The sequence below is a fragment of the Streptomyces sp. NPDC002537 genome, from assembly GCF_053594975.1.
This window is the reverse complement of record NZ_JBSFWT010000029.1, coordinates 1-16,307: the sequence shown is the minus strand read 5'-3', so window position 1 is coordinate 16,307 and position 16,307 is coordinate 1. Positions and strand designations below refer to the sequence as shown.

Annotated in this window: 18 protein-coding genes and 1 rRNA gene; 13 read left to right on the top strand and 6 right to left on the bottom strand. The window is 70.4% G+C overall.

Annotated features, from left to right (window positions below; translation table 11 throughout):
* The first annotated feature begins 49 nt into the window (after window positions 1-49).
* Window positions 50-2,662 carry an FHA domain-containing protein gene (locus ACWD4A_RS15680; RefSeq protein ID WP_451194088.1) on the top strand — a complete coding sequence of 871 codons (2,613 nt, stop codon included), beginning with the start codon at window positions 50-52 and terminating at the stop codon, window positions 2,660-2,662.
* Between the two features lie 79 nt (window positions 2,663-2,741).
* Here ACWD4A_RS15680 and ACWD4A_RS15675 read toward each other — a convergent pair whose 3' ends face one another.
* On the bottom strand, window positions 2,742-3,449 hold the full coding sequence (locus tag ACWD4A_RS15675) for a transglycosylase SLT domain-containing protein (protein ID WP_451194087.1): 708 nt from the start codon (window positions 3,447-3,449) through the stop codon (window positions 2,742-2,744).
* A gap of 408 nt (window positions 3,450-3,857) precedes the next feature.
* Window positions 3,858-4,559 carry a nitroreductase family protein gene (locus ACWD4A_RS15670; protein ID WP_451194085.1) on the bottom strand — a complete coding sequence of 234 codons (702 nt, stop codon included), beginning with the start codon at window positions 4,557-4,559 and terminating at the stop codon, window positions 3,858-3,860.
* A gap of 160 nt (window positions 4,560-4,719) precedes the next feature.
* Between ACWD4A_RS15670 and ACWD4A_RS15665 the strand changes: the two genes are divergently transcribed.
* The 4 genes from ACWD4A_RS15665 (at window position 4,720) to ACWD4A_RS15650 (ending at window position 7,386) form a co-directional block, all read left to right on the top strand.
* A complete protein-coding gene (locus ACWD4A_RS15665) occupies window positions 4,720-5,865 on the top strand; it encodes a GAF domain-containing sensor histidine kinase (RefSeq protein ID WP_451194083.1) in 1,146 nt (381 codons plus the stop codon).
* Window positions 5,858-6,505: a response regulator gene (locus ACWD4A_RS15660; protein ID WP_451194081.1), complete on the top strand. Its 648-nt coding sequence runs from the start codon at window positions 5,858-5,860 to the stop codon at window positions 6,503-6,505. The genes ACWD4A_RS15665 and ACWD4A_RS15660 overlap by 8 nt, the downstream gene beginning before the upstream one ends.
* 150 nt (window positions 6,506-6,655) lie before the next feature.
* Window positions 6,656-6,892, top strand: coding sequence for a chaplin (locus tag ACWD4A_RS15655; protein WP_451194080.1), 237 nt, complete (start codon window positions 6,656-6,658; stop codon window positions 6,890-6,892).
* Window positions 6,893-7,068: 176 nt separating this feature from the next.
* Entirely contained in the window at window positions 7,069-7,386 is a 318-nt protein-coding gene (locus ACWD4A_RS15650; RefSeq protein ID WP_451194078.1) for a chaplin, read from the top strand.
* Between the two features lie 81 nt (window positions 7,387-7,467).
* Here ACWD4A_RS15650 and ACWD4A_RS15645 read toward each other — a convergent pair whose 3' ends face one another.
* Entirely contained in the window at window positions 7,468-8,274 is an 807-nt protein-coding gene (locus ACWD4A_RS15645) for a hypothetical protein (protein WP_451194076.1), read from the bottom strand.
* Window positions 8,275-8,396: 122 nt separating this feature from the next.
* Here ACWD4A_RS15645 and ACWD4A_RS15640 point away from each other — a divergent pair, with 122 nt between their 5' ends.
* The 4 genes from ACWD4A_RS15640 (at window position 8,397) to ACWD4A_RS15625 (ending at window position 11,598) form a co-directional block, all read left to right on the top strand.
* The gene (locus ACWD4A_RS15640) at window positions 8,397-9,188 is read left to right on the top strand and encodes an ABC transporter ATP-binding protein (RefSeq protein ID WP_451194075.1); all 792 of its coding nucleotides are present in this window, start codon (window positions 8,397-8,399) and stop codon (window positions 9,186-9,188) included.
* A 71-nt stretch (window positions 9,189-9,259) separates the two neighbouring features.
* Window positions 9,260-9,682, top strand: coding sequence for an NfeD family protein (locus ACWD4A_RS15635; RefSeq protein WP_451194073.1), 423 nt, complete (start codon window positions 9,260-9,262; stop codon window positions 9,680-9,682).
* A 103-nt stretch (window positions 9,683-9,785) separates the two neighbouring features.
* Entirely contained in the window at window positions 9,786-10,742 is a 957-nt protein-coding gene (locus ACWD4A_RS15630) for an SPFH domain-containing protein (RefSeq protein WP_451194071.1), read from the top strand.
* Between the two features lie 85 nt (window positions 10,743-10,827).
* Window positions 10,828-11,598 (top strand): sulfite exporter TauE/SafE family protein, encoded by a 771-nt coding sequence (locus ACWD4A_RS15625; RefSeq protein ID WP_451194069.1) that lies wholly within the window; start codon window positions 10,828-10,830, stop codon window positions 11,596-11,598.
* Between the two features lie 108 nt (window positions 11,599-11,706).
* Here the strand turns inward: ACWD4A_RS15625 and ACWD4A_RS15620 are convergent, their stop codons facing one another.
* Both ACWD4A_RS15620 and ACWD4A_RS15615 read right to left on the bottom strand, forming a co-directional pair.
* Window positions 11,707-12,219 (bottom strand): HNH endonuclease, encoded by a 513-nt coding sequence (locus ACWD4A_RS15620; protein WP_451194067.1) that lies wholly within the window; start codon window positions 12,217-12,219, stop codon window positions 11,707-11,709.
* Between the two features lie 376 nt (window positions 12,220-12,595).
* Window positions 12,596-13,135, bottom strand: coding sequence for a YbhB/YbcL family Raf kinase inhibitor-like protein (locus ACWD4A_RS15615; RefSeq protein ID WP_451194065.1), 540 nt, complete (start codon window positions 13,133-13,135; stop codon window positions 12,596-12,598).
* An 83-nt stretch (window positions 13,136-13,218) separates the two neighbouring features.
* Here ACWD4A_RS15615 and ACWD4A_RS15610 point away from each other — a divergent pair, with 83 nt between their 5' ends.
* Both ACWD4A_RS15610 and ACWD4A_RS15605 read left to right on the top strand, forming a co-directional pair.
* Window positions 13,219-13,698 (top strand): ribonuclease domain-containing protein, encoded by a 480-nt coding sequence (locus ACWD4A_RS15610; protein ID WP_451194063.1) that lies wholly within the window; start codon window positions 13,219-13,221, stop codon window positions 13,696-13,698.
* Window positions 13,695-14,126 (top strand): barstar family protein, encoded by a 432-nt coding sequence (locus tag ACWD4A_RS15605; protein ID WP_451194061.1) that lies wholly within the window; start codon window positions 13,695-13,697, stop codon window positions 14,124-14,126. Before ACWD4A_RS15610 ends, ACWD4A_RS15605 begins: the two co-directional genes overlap by 4 nt.
* Before the next feature lie 52 nt (window positions 14,127-14,178).
* Here ACWD4A_RS15605 and ACWD4A_RS15600 read toward each other — a convergent pair whose 3' ends face one another.
* The gene (locus ACWD4A_RS15600) at window positions 14,179-14,961 is read right to left on the bottom strand and encodes a sporulation protein (RefSeq protein WP_451194059.1); all 783 of its coding nucleotides are present in this window, start codon (window positions 14,959-14,961) and stop codon (window positions 14,179-14,181) included.
* Window positions 14,962-15,023: 62 nt separating this feature from the next.
* On the opposite strand from ACWD4A_RS15600, the gene ACWD4A_RS15595 reads away from it, so the two are divergent.
* The gene (locus ACWD4A_RS15595; protein ID WP_451194058.1) at window positions 15,024-15,674 is read left to right on the top strand and encodes a DNA-3-methyladenine glycosylase; all 651 of its coding nucleotides are present in this window, start codon (window positions 15,024-15,026) and stop codon (window positions 15,672-15,674) included.
* A gap of 541 nt (window positions 15,675-16,215) precedes the next feature.
* Window positions 16,216-16,307: ribosomal RNA gene (locus ACWD4A_RS15590) — 16S ribosomal RNA — on the top strand; the annotation flags it as partial.

Below are 16,307 nucleotides of genomic sequence, written 5' to 3'. Positions count from 1 at the left end.
TTCGCCATCCCTAGACTCCCTGTGCAGGGGGCTCATCGGGGGACAAGTAGTGGGGCATGGAGTGCCGGAACTCGTACTGGAATTGAATGGACAGACCTGGACGCTCGATCCGTCCAGGTCGTACACCCTGGGGCGTGATCCGCAGGGTGACATGGTCTTGCAGGACGCTCGCGTCTCATGGCGGCACGCCACCGTGCGGTGGGGTGGACGCGGCTGGGTCATCGAGGACCACGGCAGCACCAACGGCACCTATGTGCAGGGTCAGCGGATCCACCAGATGGAAATCGGCCCGGGTTCGACCGTGCACCTCGGCAACGCGACGGACGGCCCGCGGCTGAATATCGCCGCCGCCGGCGCCGGTGCCGGGGTGGGCGCCCCGGCCGCCGACCTCTACAGCGCGCAGACCGCGATGGCCGCGCCGCAGGCTCCGGCGCACCACCAGCCGCCGCAGCACCAGCAGCCCGGGGCCGGCTGGCAGCAACAGCCCCCGTACCAGCAGCCGCAGCAGGATGCCTGGCAGCAGCAGCACCAGCAGCAGGCGCAGCAGCCGTACCAGCAGGCGTACGTTCCGCAGCAGGCGCAGCCCGAGCCCGCCCAGCAGCCCCCGGCGCAGGGTGGTACCCCGCCGCAGGGCGGTGGCACCCCGCCCGTCTACGGCGACCGCAGCCCGACCAGCTTCCACCAGATGGCCGTCGGCCGCGGTGTGATGCGCATCGGTCGTGCCCTGGAGAACGAGCTGGTCGTCTCCGACCTCCAGGTCTCCCGGCACCACGCCGAGTTCCGGGCCACCGGCGACGGCCGCTTCGAGATCGTCGACCTCGGCAGCCACAACGGCACCTATGTCAACGGTCAGCCCGTCAGCCGGCAGCTCATCGGCCCCCACGACATCGTCGGTGTCGGTCACTCCACCTTCCGCCTGGTCGGCGACCGGCTGGAGGAGTTCGTCGACACCGGTGACGTCTCCTTCTCCGCCCGTCACCTCACCGTCACGGTCGACGGCGGCAAGCAGATCCTCAAGGACGTCTCCTTCGGCGTCCCCGAGAAGTCGCTGATCGCCGTCATCGGCCCGTCCGGCTCCGGCAAGTCCACGCTGCTCAAGGCGCTCACCGGCTACCGCCCGGCCAACGAGGGCGACGTCCTCTACGACAACCGCAACCTCTACAAGCAGTTCGCCGAGCTCCGCCAGCGCATCGGCCTGGTCCCGCAGGACGACATCCTGCACAAGGAGCTGACGGTCCAGAAGGCGCTGCGCTACGCCGCGAAGCTCCGCTTCCCCGGCGACACCGCGGCCTCCGAGCGCGAGGCCCGGATAGGCGAGGTCCTCACCGAGCTCAAGCTCGACATCCACAAGGACAAGAAGGTCACCTCCCTCTCCGGCGGCCAGCGCAAGCGTGTCTCCGTCGCCCTGGAGCTGCTCACCAAGCCTTCGCTGATCTTCCTGGACGAGCCCACCTCCGGCCTCGACCCGGGCATGGACCGCGATGTGATGCAGCTGCTGCGCGGCCTCGCCGACGACGGCCGCACGGTCCTGGTGGTGACCCACTCGGTCGCCGAACTGGCGCTGTGCGACAAGCTGTTGGTGATGGCGCCCGGTGGCTCGGTCGCCTACTTCGGCCCGCCCGAGGAAGCGCTCAACTTCTTCGGCTACGACACCTGGGCGGACGTCTTCTCCGCCTTCGAGAACTACCGCGACTACGACTGGGCGGGCCGCTGGAAGGGCTCGCAGCACTACCAGATGTACGCCGCGGACATCGACGCCGTCGCCCCGCAGTCGGTGCACGTCCAGCCGCAGATGGTCCGCCCGCCCAAGCCGCAGAGCTGGGGCTCCCAGCTGTGGACGCTGATGCGCCGCTATGCGTCGGTCATCGCCTCGGACCGCGGCTTCATCGGCCTGATGCTCATCATGCCCGCCGTGCTCGGCGGCGTGAGCTGTGTGATCCCCGCCGACTACGGCCTCGGCACCCCGGCGAAGGGCCACTTCAACCAGGACGCCGGCACGATCATGCTGATCATCGCGGTCGGCATGTGCTTCTCCGGCGCGGCCAACTCCGTCCGTGAGCTGATCAAGGAACGGGTGATCTACGAACGGGAACGCGCCGTCGGCCTGTCCCGCTCCGCCTATCTGATGTCCAAGGTGATCGTGCTCGGCCTGATCACCGCGGTGCAGGGCGTGCTCATCTGCGCCATCGGCTTCTCCACCCGCGAGCTGCCGACGAAGGGCCTGATCCTCAAGAACCTGCCGGCCGCGGAGCTCTGCCTCGTGGTCATCGCCCTCGGCTTCACCTCGATGATGATCGGCCTCGTGATCTCGTCCCTGGTGAAGACCGCCGAGAAGACCATGCCGCTGCTGGTCATGTTCGCGATCGTCCAGGTCGTCTTCACCGGCATCATGTTCAAGATCTACGACTCGCCGGGCGTCGAGCAGGCCGCCTGGCTGATGCCCTCCCGCTGGGCGCTCGGCGCGGCCGCGGCGACGCTGGACCTGGTCCACATCAGCCTGCCGATGGACAAGAACAACCGGGACAACACCGACCCGCTGTGGGCGCACACCGCGAGCCAGTGGGCCATCGACGTGGGCGTGCTCGTCGCCCTCGGCATCGTCTGCGGCTTCGCGGTCGCCCGGCTGCTGCGCCGCCACGAGCCCGAGGTCATGCGCAAGTGACGCATCCGTGAGAACGCCGAAGGGCGGCACCCGGTCCGGGTGCCGCCCTTCGGCGTTATGTGCTGGTCCGTCGGTCCGCTCAGTAGGCGGAGTTGACGTTGTCCATCGAGCCGTACGTCTTGGCCGCGTAGTTGCAGGCGGCGACGATGTTGGCGACCGGGTCGTAGATGTCCCAGGACGTGCCCTCGACGTGGTACGCCTTGAAGGTCGGGTCGATCACCTGGAGCAGACCCTTGGAGGGGATGCCCGCGGCGGCGTTGGAGTCCCAGTTGTTGATGGCCTGGGGGTTGCCGGTGGACTCGCGCATGATGTTGCGGTGGAGACCGTCGTACGAGCCCGGGATGTTGTGGGCGGCCATGACGTCCAGGGCCTCGCGGATCCACCCGTCGAGGTTGTTGGCGTAGGCCTTCTTCGCCGGGGCGGCGGGGGCGGCCTGCTCGACCGGCTTGCGCTCCTCGGAGCGGCTCGCGGCTTCCTTGTCGGCCCGCTCCTTGTCGGCCTTGGCCTTCGCCTCGGCCTCCGCCTTCTGCTTGGCCTCGGCCTCGGACTTCGCCAGCTTCGCGGCGATGTCCGACTGCTTGCCGAGCTGCTCCTGCTGGTCCTCGACGCCCAGGGCCTTGGCGTTCCACGCGACCGGCTTGACGGCGATCGACTGGGTGCCCGCGTCGGCCGCACCGCCCGGGAGGGCGGCGAACGTCAGGGCGGCCACACCGGCCGCGGCGATGCCCGCGGCGGAGAACTTGTGGACCTTGGTGAGACGGCTATAGCCGGAGATGGGGGAGCGCATGCTGAGCTGAACCTCTTCCAATCGCTTGAGTCGCAGTGGCCCGGAGAGGCGCTGCAAAAAGCGCCGCGTCTCGATCGACGGCGCCCTGCGACGGGGCAATTGTTAGCGGCAGCAAAAAGCTGTGGCAAAGGAGTGACGTACTACCCGGCTTCGTTGCGGAGGGCCCCTCGGCGACCGGGCGAAAGTGGTCGCCGAGGGGCCCTCCGCCCGCTTATGGAGGCCTTATTTATCCACTAGCCGGGTTCGTAGGTGATCTGTGTCCTATGCCCGGCGTCACACCGGGCCCCCTAGGGGCTCACCCGGTGTGCACACCCTGACGCTTTGCGTATGTGATCGTTTGCTCGGGTCTCGTGAGCGCTCGGATCCCCATGCGTGGCGCGTCCCCATCCGTGCCCGGATCCCCGCGCGTCAGATCTCCACGAGCACCTGGTCCAGGCTCTTGCGGACCAGATCCGGCACCTGGCAGTCCGCCGCCGGATAGCCCACCGGGATCACCGCGAACGCCTTCTCGTTCGCCGGGCGCCCCAGCACCTCGGACAGGAACCGCATCGGGCTCGGCGTGTGCACCAGGGCCGCCAGCCCCGACAGGTGCAGCGCCGACAGCAGCATCCCGACCGCGATGCCCACCGACTCGTCCACGTAGTAGTGCTTCCGCTTCTCCCCGTCCGCACCCAGCCAGTACCGCTGCTGGAAGACCACGATCAGCGCGGGCGCGTCCGTCAGATGCGGCTTGACCTCGTCCGTGCCCAGCGGCCGCAGCGCCGCCAGCCACTCCTCGCCCAGCCGCCCCTCGTAGGAGACCCGTTCCTCCTCCTCCGCGGCGGCGCGGATCCGCCGCCGCACCTCCGGGTCCTTCACCAGGACGAAGGTCCACGGCTGCTGGTGCGCCCCGGAGGGCGCGGTGGCCGCGCACGCGATCGCGTCCCGTACCACCTGCTCCGGCACCGGATCCGCGGCGAACTGCCGCACGGTCCTGCGCCGGTCCATCCGCTCCCGCAGCTCGGCGGCGCGGGCCAGGGACTCGGCGGCGGGCATCCGCTCGGGGCGATAGGGCACCGGCCGGTAGGGATCGCCGTGGGTCGGTGTCCATCGTGTCGTTGGTATAGACATGTCCCGAGTCTGGTCCCCGGCGGCGTTCCATGAGGGGCACATCCCCGAACTCGCCCCCGGAACCCGGCGGACCGGGACTTCCGGCCTAGGCCCCCGGGACGGGGAGCGGGCCGCCGACGGCCCGATACGCCCCCCTGAGCACCTCGGTACCGTGAGCCTCATGACCAATGGCCCACGCTCCGGGTTCACCGCCGTGAGCACCGCCCTGCTCGCCATGAGCAGGCATCTGGAGGTGCGCGACGTCCTCAAGACGATCGTCGTCTCCGCCCGTGACCTGCTGGACGCCGAGTACGCGGCGCTCGGCGTCCCGGACGACCACGGCGGCTTCGCCCAGTTCGTCGTCGACGGGATCAGCGAGGAGCAGTGGAAGGCCATCGGCCCGCTGCCCCGCCAGCACGGCATCCTCGCGTCGATGCTCGAGGACGCCACCCCGCAGCGGCTCGCCGACGTCCGCAAGGACCCCCGCTTCGAGGGCTGGCCCGACGCGCACCCCGACATGAGCGACTTCATCGGCATGCCCGTCGCCGACGGCGAGGAGATCCTCGGCGCCCTCTTCCTCGCGAACAAGAGGTGCCCCAAACCCGAGGGCGGCTGCGGCTTCACCGCCGAGGACGAGGAACTCCTCGGCGTCCTCGCCCAGCACGCCGCCATCGCCCTCACCAACGCCCGCCTCTACGAGCGCAGCCGCGAGCTGACCATCGCCGGGGAACGCGCCCGCCTCGCCCACGAGCTGCACGACGCCGTCGCCCAGAAGCTCTTCTCCCTGCGCCTCACCGCCCAGGCCGCGACCGCGCTCGTCGACCGCGACCCCGCCCGCGCCAAGGTCGAACTGCACGAGGTGACCCGGCTCGCCGCCGAGGCCGCGGACGAGCTGCGCGCCGCCGTGGTCGAGCTGCGCCCCGCCGCCCTCGACGAGGACGGGCTCGTCGCCACCCTCCGCACCCAGATCCAGGTCCTGGACCGGGCCCACACCGCCCGCGTCACCTTCGCCTCCCAGGGCATACGGGCCCTCCCCGCCGCCCAGGAGGAAGCGCTGCTGCGGGTCGCCCAGGAGGCCCTCCACAACGCCCTGCGGCACTCCGGGGGCCGGCGCGTCGAGGTCACCCTCACCCGCGTGGGCCAGGGCGCCGCGCTGCGCGTCGCCGACGACGGCTGCGGCTTCGAGCCCGGCGCCGTCCGCCGCGAGGGCCGCCACCTCGGCCTCGTCTCCATGCGGGACCGGGCGAGCGGCGCCGGCGGCAGTCTGACCGTTGTCTCGGAGCCCGGGAAGGGCACCGCGATCGAGATGGAGGTGCCGGGTGGCTGAGGAACGCATCATCCGGGTGCTGTTGGTGGACGACCACCAGGTGGTCCGCCGGGGGCTGCGGACCTTCCTGGAGGTCCAGGACGACATCGAGGTGGTCGGGGAGGCCGCCGACGGCGCCGAGGGCGTCGAACGGGCGGAGGAGCTGCGCCCCGACGTGGTCCTCATGGACGTGAAGATGCCCGGCACCGACGGGATCGAGGCGCTCCGCAGGCTCCGGGAGCTCGCCAACCCCGCCCGGGTGCTGATCGTCACCAGCTTCACCGAGCAGCGCACCGTGATCCCGGCGCTCCGGGCGGGCGCGGCGGGCTACGTCTACAAGGACGTGGACCCCGAGGCCCTCGCCGGCGCGATCAGGTCCGTGCACGCCGGGCACGTGCTGCTCCAGCCCGAGGTGGCCGGTGCCCTGCTGTCCCAGGAGGAGGCGGGCAACGGCCAGGGGAGGGGCAACGCGCTCACCGAGCGGGAGCGCGAGGTGCTCGCCCTGATCGCGGACGGCCGCTCCAACCGGGAGATCGCCAGAGCCCTGGTCCTCTCGGAGAAGACTGTCAAGACCCACGTCTCGAACATCCTGATGAAGCTGGACCTCGCCGACCGCACCCAGGCGGCGCTATGGGCGGTACGACATGGGATCGGCGCATGATCCGGTCATCCGGAACGTCGTCTTCAGATCAGAGATTCATACGGTCGTGTGGTGGTCCACTTGGCCCCGCAACCTGACCGTCCGTGACCCGTTTTCCATGGCGTACGCGGCGGCTGGCCGTGACAACGTTCCAGGAAGGTCATTAGAAGAGTGAAGAACATGAAGAAGGTCGCTGCCGTCACGATCGCCCTCGGCGGTCTCGCCTTCGCGGGCGCCGGTGCGGCCTCCGCCCACCAGGCCGAGGGCGAGGCGAAGAACTCTCCCGGCGTCGTCTCCGGCAACGTCATCCAGGTGCCGGTCGACGTGGACGCGAACATCTGCGGCGACACCATCAACGTGGTGGGTGTCCTCAACCCGGCGGCCGGGAACCTCTGCGTCAACAAGTAGTTGATGCGTCGCCTGTCCGGCTCCGGCACGACGGAGCCGGGCGGGCGGGGGCGACCAATCGCCCGAATGAGGGCAAACGCCGCTGATGGCCGTGCCATCGGCGGCGCGCTGGCGTTCATCAGTACGCGACCCCGCGGCTGGGGCCGTCAAGGACATCAGCAGAAGGAAGACCCTCCATGAACAGTGCCAAGAAGGCTGCCCTCCTCCTGGCTGCGACGGGCATGGCTCTCAGCGCCTCCGTCAGCGCCGCCGTCGCCCACGACGAGGGCGGGGGCGCCGTCGCCAACGGTGTGGCCAAGGGCTCGCCCGGCATCGTCTCCGGCGATGTGATCCAGGTCCCGATCCAGGTGCCGCTGAATGTCTGTGGCAACACCATCGACATCATCCTCGGGCTCCTCAACCCGACCTTCGGCAACACCTGCATCAACGCGGAGGAGGAGCACCACCACGAGATGGGTCACCACCACGGTCACCATCACGGGGACGAGGACTGACCCCACGGCGCTCGTCGGTACAGGGCGAGGCCCCGCGGACGCTCCGTCCGCGGGGCCTCGCCGCATGTATGCCCGGGGCGGTCAGTGCCGCCTCCGCTCCCGCTCCTCCGCCATCGCGTTGTACGCGGCCACCTGGGCCCGCCGGGCCGTCCGCTCCACCGGCCGCAGCGCCGCGGCGCGCGCGGCGATCTCCGAGGCGCTCACCGCGCCGCCGTGCTCCCGGCCCTCGCGGTCACCGGGCTCGTACGCGATGGACACCAGCGCGCCGACCCGCTGCGCCAGCTCCAGCACGCGCACCGCGCGCGGCGGATAACCCGGCGCGAGCACCTCACGGCCCCGCTCCGCCCGTGCGCGGTACGCCTCCAGCGCCGCCTGTGCCACCGGACCCGAGCCCGCCACGTCCAGCCGGGTGAGCACCTCGGTCGCGTCGCGCAGCGCCTCGGCCAGCTCCCGCTCGGCCTCCCCGAGCGACGGCACGTCCGCGGGCGGGGTGTCCCGTACGGGCAGGCAGTGCCACGTCACCTCCACGTGGACATCGCCGGCCGGGCCCACCTCGTACACCTCGGGGACGAGCCCCAGTGCCGCGCCCGGCGCGATGACCGCTTCCTCCGCCTCCATCGCCCGCGCGTTGAACTCGGGCGGCCCGCTCAGCCCCAGCGGATGCCCCGGCACCGGCAGCGCGAGGCGCAGCCCCGTGGCCCCCAGCGCGCGCAGCCGCCCCAGGGCCAGCGTGAGGCCGACCGGACCGGGCTCCCCGGGCAGGCCGACGACGCGGTGCGCGGCGTCGTCACCCGTGATCCGGTGCGCGGCGTCATCGGGAGAGGTGAATCCGGCAATGAGGGCATTTCCCCACGCAGTGAGCCGTCCTGAGCGATGTTCATCGAGCATGGCCCCAGCCTAGGGACTGGCACCGACAACGGGTGGCGTAAGTTTTTCCCTGGGGCTGTCCCCTGGGGGCTCCGCCCACAGGGGCGAGCGACGACGACACTGCAATGGGAGACAACGCGCTCATGAGCGAAGTGCTGGAACTGGTGGACGTATCCGTGGTCCGCGAGGGCCGGGCTCTGGTGGACCAGGTCTCCTGGTCGGTCAAGGAGGGGGAGCGCTGGGTCATCCTCGGCCCCAACGGTGCGGGTAAGACCACCCTCCTGAATGTCGCCTCCAGCTACCTCTTCCCGACCACGGGCACCGTCAAGGTCCTGGGCGAGAAGCTCGGCGCGGTCGACGTCTTCGAGCTCCGCCCCCGGATCGGCGTGGCGGGCATCGCCCTCGCCGACAAGCTGCCCCGCAGCCAGACCGTCCTGCAGACGGTCCTCACGGCGGCGTACGGCATGACGGCCACCTGGCAGGAGAACTACGAGGAGGTCGACGAGCAGCGCGCCCGCGCCTTCCTCGACGTCCTCGGCATGACGGAGTACCTCGACCGGAAGTTCGGCACCCTCTCCGAGGGCGAGCGCAAGCGCACCCTCATCGCCCGCGCGATGATGACCGACCCGGAGCTGCTGCTGCTCGACGAGCCCGCCGCGGGCCTCGACCTCGGCGGCCGCGAGGACCTCGTGCGCCGTCTCGGCCGCCTCGCCCGCGACCCGCTCGCCCCCTCGATGATCATGGTCACGCACCATGTCGAGGAGATCCCCGCGGGCTTCACCCACGTCCTGATGATCCGCCAGGGCAAGGTGCTCGCCGCGGGCCCCGTCGAGCTCGAACTCACCTCCCGCAACCTGTCCCACTGCTTCGGCCTCCCCCTGGTGGTCGAGCGTCAGGGGCAGCGCTGGACGGCTCAGGGCCTGCCCCTTACCTGACCCCGCCCCACCCCCACGGCCCGCCCCCGCGCGCACTGTCCGGGGGCGGCCGTCGCGCCTACCATGAACACGTGGACACATGGGCGTGGTGGCTGGTGGCCGCCGTCGGACTGGGCATCCCGCTGGTCGTCACCGCGCTGCCCGAGTTCGGGATGCTCGCGGCGGGAGCCGTGGCCGCCGCCGTCACCTCCCGGCTCGGCGCCGGAGCCGTCACCCAGTTCGTCGTCTTCGCCGTGGTCTCGGTCGCCCTCATCGCCGTCGTGCGGCCCGTCGCCAACCGGCACCGCCGCCAGCGCCCCGCCCTGGAGACCGGGGTGGACGCGCTCAAGGGCCGTCAGGCCGTCGTCCTCGAACGGGTCGACGGCAACGGCGGCCGCATCAAACTCGCCGGCGAGATCTGGTCGGCGCGCTCCTACGACGCGGACCGCAGCTACGAGGCGGGCCAGCAGGTGGACGTCGTCGAGATCGACGGCGCGACGGCCGTCGTCCTGTGAGCGCCCGCGCACGGCTCGATATGGCCTCATTCCCTGCACGGCGCCACCGCGTTCTGAAAGACTTCACCGAAGAGATCAACACCGACAGGCACGGGGAGCCACGATGGAACCGATCATCATCGTCCTGATCATCTTGGTGGTGCTCGTCTTCATCGCCCTCATGAAGACGGTGCAGGTGATCCCACAGGCCAGCGCGGCCATCGTCGAACGCTTCGGCCGCTACACCCGGACCCTCAACGCCGGGCTGAACATCGTCGTCCCCTTCATCGACTCGATCCGCAACCGCATCGACCTCCGCGAGCAGGTCGTGCCGTTCCCGCCGCAGCCGGTGATCACCCAGGACAACCTGGTCGTCAACATCGACACCGTCATCTACTACCAGGTGACCGACGCGCGCGCGGCGACCTACGAGGTCTCCAGCTTCATCCAGGCCATCGAGCAGCTCACCGTCACCACCCTGCGCAACATCATCGGTGGCATGGACCTGGAGCGGACCCTCACCTCCCGCGAGGAGATCAACGCGGCGCTCCGCGGCGTCCTCGACGAGGCCACCGGCAAGTGGGGCATCCGCGTCAACCGCGTGGAGCTCAAGGCCATCGAGCCGCCCACCTCCATCCAGGACTCGATGGAGAAGCAGATGCGCGCCGACCGTGACAAGCGCGCCGCGATCCTCACCGCGGAGGGCATCCGCCAGTCGCAGATCCTGACCGCCGAGGGCGAGAAGCAGTCGGCGATCCTCCGCGCCGAGGGTGAGGCCAGGGCCGCCGCCCTGCGCGCCGAGGGCGAGGCCCAGGCGATCCGCACGGTCTTCGAGTCCATCCACGCCGGTGACCCCGACGAGAAGCTGCTCTCCTACCAGTACCTCCAGATGCTGCCGAAGATCGCCGAAGGCGATGCCAACAAGCTCTGGATCGTCCCCAGCGAGATCGGTGACGCCCTCAAGGGTCTCAGCGGCGCCGTCGGCAACTTCGGCCCCATGGGCCCGTCGCGCAGCGGTGGCGGCCAGGGCCCGAAGGTGACCAAGGAGACGCCCCGCCGGGAGCAGCCGCCCATCGACTGACGCCGGGTCGCTCCTGCATGATCGGTAAGGCCCCTCGACCCCTCATGGGCGGGGAGGCGACACACTGATCATGAAGGAGATGGCCTTGTCCATCTGGGAAGCACTCGCGATCCTCGCCGCGGGCGTCGGCGCGGGCACCATCAACACCATCGTCGGTTCGGGCACCCTCTTCACCTTCCCGGTGCTTCTCGCCTTCGGGCTCCCGCCGGTCACCGCGAACGTCTCCAACACCCTGGGGCTCGTCACCGGCAACATCAGCGGCGCCATCGGCTACCGCAGGGAACTCCGCGGCCAGCGCGGCCGCGTCGTCCGCTTCGGCGTGACGGCCCTGATCGGCGGGTTCACCGGAGCCGTCCTGCTGCTCGCGCTGCCGTCCAGCGCCTTCGACACGATCGTGCCCGCGCTCATCGGCATCGCCCTGGTCCTCGTCGTGCTCCAGCCCCGGCTGGCCAGGGCACTGGCCCGCAGCCGGGAACGCAACGGCACCACCGAAGCCGCCACCGACGGCGGCGTCGCGCTCCTCGTGGGCCTCCTGCTCGCCAGCGCGTACGGCGGCTACTTCGGCGCGGCCCAAGGGGTCCTCTACCTCTCCCTGATGGGCCTGCTGCTCCGCGACGACCTCCAGCGCATCAACGCCCTCAAGAACGTCCTCGCCGTCGTCGTCAACGGCGTCGCCGCGCTCTTCTTCGTTTTCGTCGCCGACGTCGACTGGCCCGCCGCCCTGCTCATCGCCGCGGGATCCACCCTCGGCGGCCAGCTGGGGGCCAAGGTCGGCCGCCGCCTGCCGCCCACGGCACTGCGCGGGGTCATCGTCGTGGTCGGCATCGTGGCCATCGTCGAGATGCTGCTGAAGTGACCGGCTGAAGTGACCAGCTGAAGTGACCGGGGAATCAAGCCCGTCCGGCGATTGAGCCCCGACTGCTGGAAGGGGCGGGCAGGGGAGAACCCCCGCCCGCCCCGGCACTCAGGCGGACACGGCGACCCGCCCGGCCCCCGCCCACCACTCCGGCACCTCGTCCCGCAGACCCAGCGCCAGCATCAACGCATCGGCCGGCGAAGGCTCGAACGGCGGCGTCAGCAGCCGCATCCCCGCCTGCTCCGGCGTCCGGTCCGCCTTGCGGTGGTTGTCCTCCGCGCACGCCGCGACCGTATTCAGCCAGCTGTCCGCGCCCCCGCGTGAACGCGGCACCACGTGGTCCACCGTCGTGGCCCGGCGACCGCAGTACGCGCACCGGTGCCGGTCCCGCACCAGCACACCCCGCCGCGACCACGGCGCCCGTCTTCGGAACGGCACCCGTACATACCGGCACAACCTGATCACCTGTGGCACGGGTACGTCGACCGCCGACGCCCGGACCCGCCCCGGTCTCGCCTGCTCGACAACGGCCTTGCCCTGGAGCACGAGCACCACGGCACGCCGCCGCGTCACCGTCGCCAACGGCTCGAACGTCGCATTGAGCACCAGCGTTTCCCGCACCCCGAACACCTCCCGGCCCGTCCCCGCCCCAGCGGCAAAGATGGCTCAACTGTGCCCCTGGACAGAACGGGAGACAACGTAATTTCCGTACGGGAAAAGCGAGTTGAAAGGGAGTGGAACAGAAGGAGAAAAGGGAGCGCTCCGGACCCTTCCCCCGTGTGAGACACAGGGCCCGGAGCGCACGGCAGCGGACGCGGGCGCCCGGACCGAGGCCCTGGGCTCCGGCAGACGGCGGACGCGTCAGCGCCCCGCCGCCCCCGCCACTGCGGTATCCACTGCCCGACGGCCATGCGGGGCCGTCAGCCATGCACCACTGTGCGATTCGGGGCGGCGGGGCGCAACGCATTTTTCCGGTCGGCCCGCCCGGTCACGGACCTCAGCCGGCGGCGGGCACCTCGTACTCACCGATCAGCTGCGCCCGGCCGAGCGCGTGGAATCGCAGGTTGAAGCCCACGACCGCGGGCGAGACCTCGGCGTCCGGGCCCAGCTTCTCCTGGTCCACCGCGTACACCGTGAACACGTAGCGGTGCGGCCCGTCCCCGGCCGGCGGCGCGGCACCGCCGAAGTCCCGCGTCCCGTAGTCGTTGCGGACGTGGACGGCTCCCTCGGGCAACCCCTTCAGCTCCCCGCTCGCGGCCCCGGCGGGCAGCTCGGTCACCGACAGCGGAATATCGAAGAGGACCCAGTGCCAGAAGCCGCTGCCGGTCGGCGCGTCGGGGTCGAAGCACGTCACGGCGAAGCTCTTCGTACCCTCGGGGAAACCCTCCCAGCGCAGCTGCGGCGAAAGATTGCCCTTGGCGTACACCTGGGCGTCGGCCAGCCTCCCACCGGGCGTCAGATCCTCGCTCTCCACGGTGAACGAGGGCACCGACGGATGGAAGTCGTGGGGGAGCGGCGGTCGCTTCTGCTCGGGCACTTCGGAGCCTCCTGTTTACGAGTGGAACGATGAAGCCGCCAGCCTAGCCAGGCATCCGCCGCCGGGGCTGCGACCATACGAATGTGCTCCGACAGCTTCGACTCATCCGACGACGACCGGCCGGCCGCGCCCTGCGCGTGCTGACCGCCTTCCTCGCCGCCCTGCCCCTGCTCCTCCTGCCCGCCTGCTCCTCCGGCGGGCACAAGGAAGCGAAGACGACCTCCACCGCGGGCCCGACCCGGACCACCCCGGGCTCCGCCGGGGCGCCCGCGTGGGCGAAGGGCATGCGGACCGTCTCCCCGGACCAACTGCCCCCCGAGGCCCGCAAGACCCTCGAACTCATCGACAAGGGCGGCCCGTTCCCGTACGACAAGGACGGCACGGTCTTCGGCAACTACGAGAACCGGCTGCCGAAGCAGGCGCGCGGCTACTACCACGAGTACACCGTCCCCACCCCCGGCTCCCGCACCCGCGGCGCCCGCCGCATCATCACCGGGAACCACGCCGAGCGCTACTACACCGGCGACCACTACGAGACCTTCCAAGCGGTGGTGAAACCATGACCGGCCTGCTCCCCGCGCCCGGCCTCACCGGGCTCTTCATCGGCACCATCCCCCCGGGGCTCTACCGGCTGCCCCCCACCGAGACCGCTTCCCGCGTGATCTCGCTCGCCGCCGACGCGGACTGGCGGGCGGCCACGCTGCCGCTGGGCGGCGTGACGGACAAGGCGGGCTTCCTCGACCGGTGCGCCACCGCCCTGGACTTCCCCCAGTGGTTCGGACACAACTGGGACGCCCTCGCCGACTGCCTCATGGACCTCTCCTGGTGGCGCGACGAGAGCAAGGCCCGCGGCTACGTCCTCCTGGCGGAGGACTGGGACGCGTTCCGCACCGCCGCCCCGAGGGACGCCCGCACGGCAGAGTCGATCTTCGACGAGGCGGTCGACTACTGGACGGACGGCGAGGCCCCGTTGACGGTCCTGCTGGGCTGAGCCCGTGCCCCCGGCCCCGCCACGCGGCGGGGCCGGGAACGGGAACCGGCGGTCAGAGCCGGCCGCGACGCCCGCCGGCCTCGGTGAACCACCCGTCCAGATACGCCGCCCAGTCCACCCCGCCGTACGAGGACAGGTCGACGACGAACGAGCGGTACGTATCGCCGCCCCCGCCGAAGACCCCCGACCTCTTGTCCATCTCCAGCACCACGTCCATCTCCCGCCCGTCCGCCACGAACGACAGCTCGACCTCGCTCAGCCCCCGGTACCGCTCGGGCACCCGGAACTCGATCTCCTGATAGAACGGCAGCCGCTGCCGCGTCCCCCGGATCCGCCCCCGCTCCAGATCCGCGCTCTTGAACGCGAAACCCAACCGCCCGAACGCGCCGAGGATCGCCTGCTGGGCCGGCAGCGGATGCACGTGCACCGGGTCGAGGTCGCCGGAGTCGACGGCACGCGCGATCGCCAGATGAGTGGTGACGCCGAGGTGCATACCGGTCAGGTGCCGCCCCAGGAAGGTGGTCGCGGGAGTCTCCCAGGGCACCTCCAGCCCGAACGGCACCACGTGCACCGCCCCTGCCCGCACCTCGAAGGCCCCGCCGAGCTGTATGCGGGTGAACTCGACGTCCTGCTCGTACTCCTCCTCCCCGCCCTCGACCTCCACCCGGGCCTGGAGTCCCACGGACAGCCCCTGGATCTCCTGCGCGACCGAGCCGCCCTGGACGCGCACCTCACCCCGGACGACGCCACCGGGTACGACGTTCTCGTCGAACAGCACCGTCTCGACCGAGGCACCCCCGGCCCCCAGGCTCGCCAGCAGCTTCTTGAAACCCATGCTTCCCCGCTTCCTCCCCGGACCCGCCCATGACAGGGGCCCTTCCATTACGCTCGATCAGCATGATCGCCGCGCCCGACCGTAGGCCCATCGCCCGGCAGTTCTTCGACCGTCCCGTGCTGGAGGTCGCCCCCGACCTGCTGGGCCGCACGCTCGTCCGGACGAGCCCGGAGGGACCGATCGAGGTCCGCATCACGGAGGTCGAGGCATACGCGGGTGAGGCCGACCCGGGCTCGCACGCCTACCGCGGCCGCACCGAGCGGAATGCGGCGATGTTCGGACCGCCCGGCCACGCCTACGTCTACTTCATCTACGGCATGTGGTTCAGCCTCAATGTCGTCTGCGGTCCGGAGGGCATGGCGAGCGGGGTACTGCTGAGGGCGGGCGAGGTCGTCGAGGGAGCACCTCTCGCCCGCACGCGACGGCCGAAGGCCCGGCGTGACCGCGAGCTCGCCCAGGGCCCGGCCCGCCTGGCGACCGCCCTTGACGTCGACCGCGACCTGAACGGCACCGATCTCTGCGGTGGCCCGGGGACACCGCTGTCCCTCCTTACGGGACATCCGCTCCACGCCGGCCAGGTGCGCAGCGGACCGCGTACAGGCGTGGGCGGCGAGGGCGCGGCACACCCCTGGCGCTTCTGGGCGGACGGCGACCCCACGGTCAGCCCGTACCGCCCGCACGCCCCCCGCCGCCGGGGCGGGAAGAACACCTAGGGACGGCGCTTGACTCCGGGCCGCCGAACATCTAACGTAGCCCGAGCCGCTTGAGACGGACGGCGCCCTGTGCGCGGACCGACGAGCGGCACAATCACTGCTACGAGTACTGCCCCTGATCGGGGTCCAATTTCGCTGTGCCGAAATTCGGATGCCGATCGGCTCGATTAGGAGCCGGACGGGAAAGCCGCTAAAGTAGTGAACACCCCGCCGACAGGGGATCGGAAACAAAATTCCAGCCGGGAACGGCACGGAAAAGGATCTGATAGAGTCGGAACACGAAATACCGAAGGGAAGCGCCCGGAGGAAAGCCCGAGAGGGTGAGTACAAAGGAAGTGTCCGTTCCTTGAGAACTCAACAGCGTGCCAAAAGTCAACGCCAGACTATAAAATACCCCGTCTCCAGCCGTTTGGCTGGGACGCGGTTCCTTTGAAAAGTCCTTCCTCTTGAGGAAGGCGCACAGCGAGGACGCTGTGAACGACCGGGCTTATTCCGCCTGGTTGTTCCGCTCTCGTGGTGTCGACCCGATTACGGGTAAGCATTCACGGAGAGTTTGATCCTGGCTCAGGACGAACGCTGGCGGCGTGCTTAACACATGCAAGTCGAACGATGAACCGGTTTCGGCCGGGGATT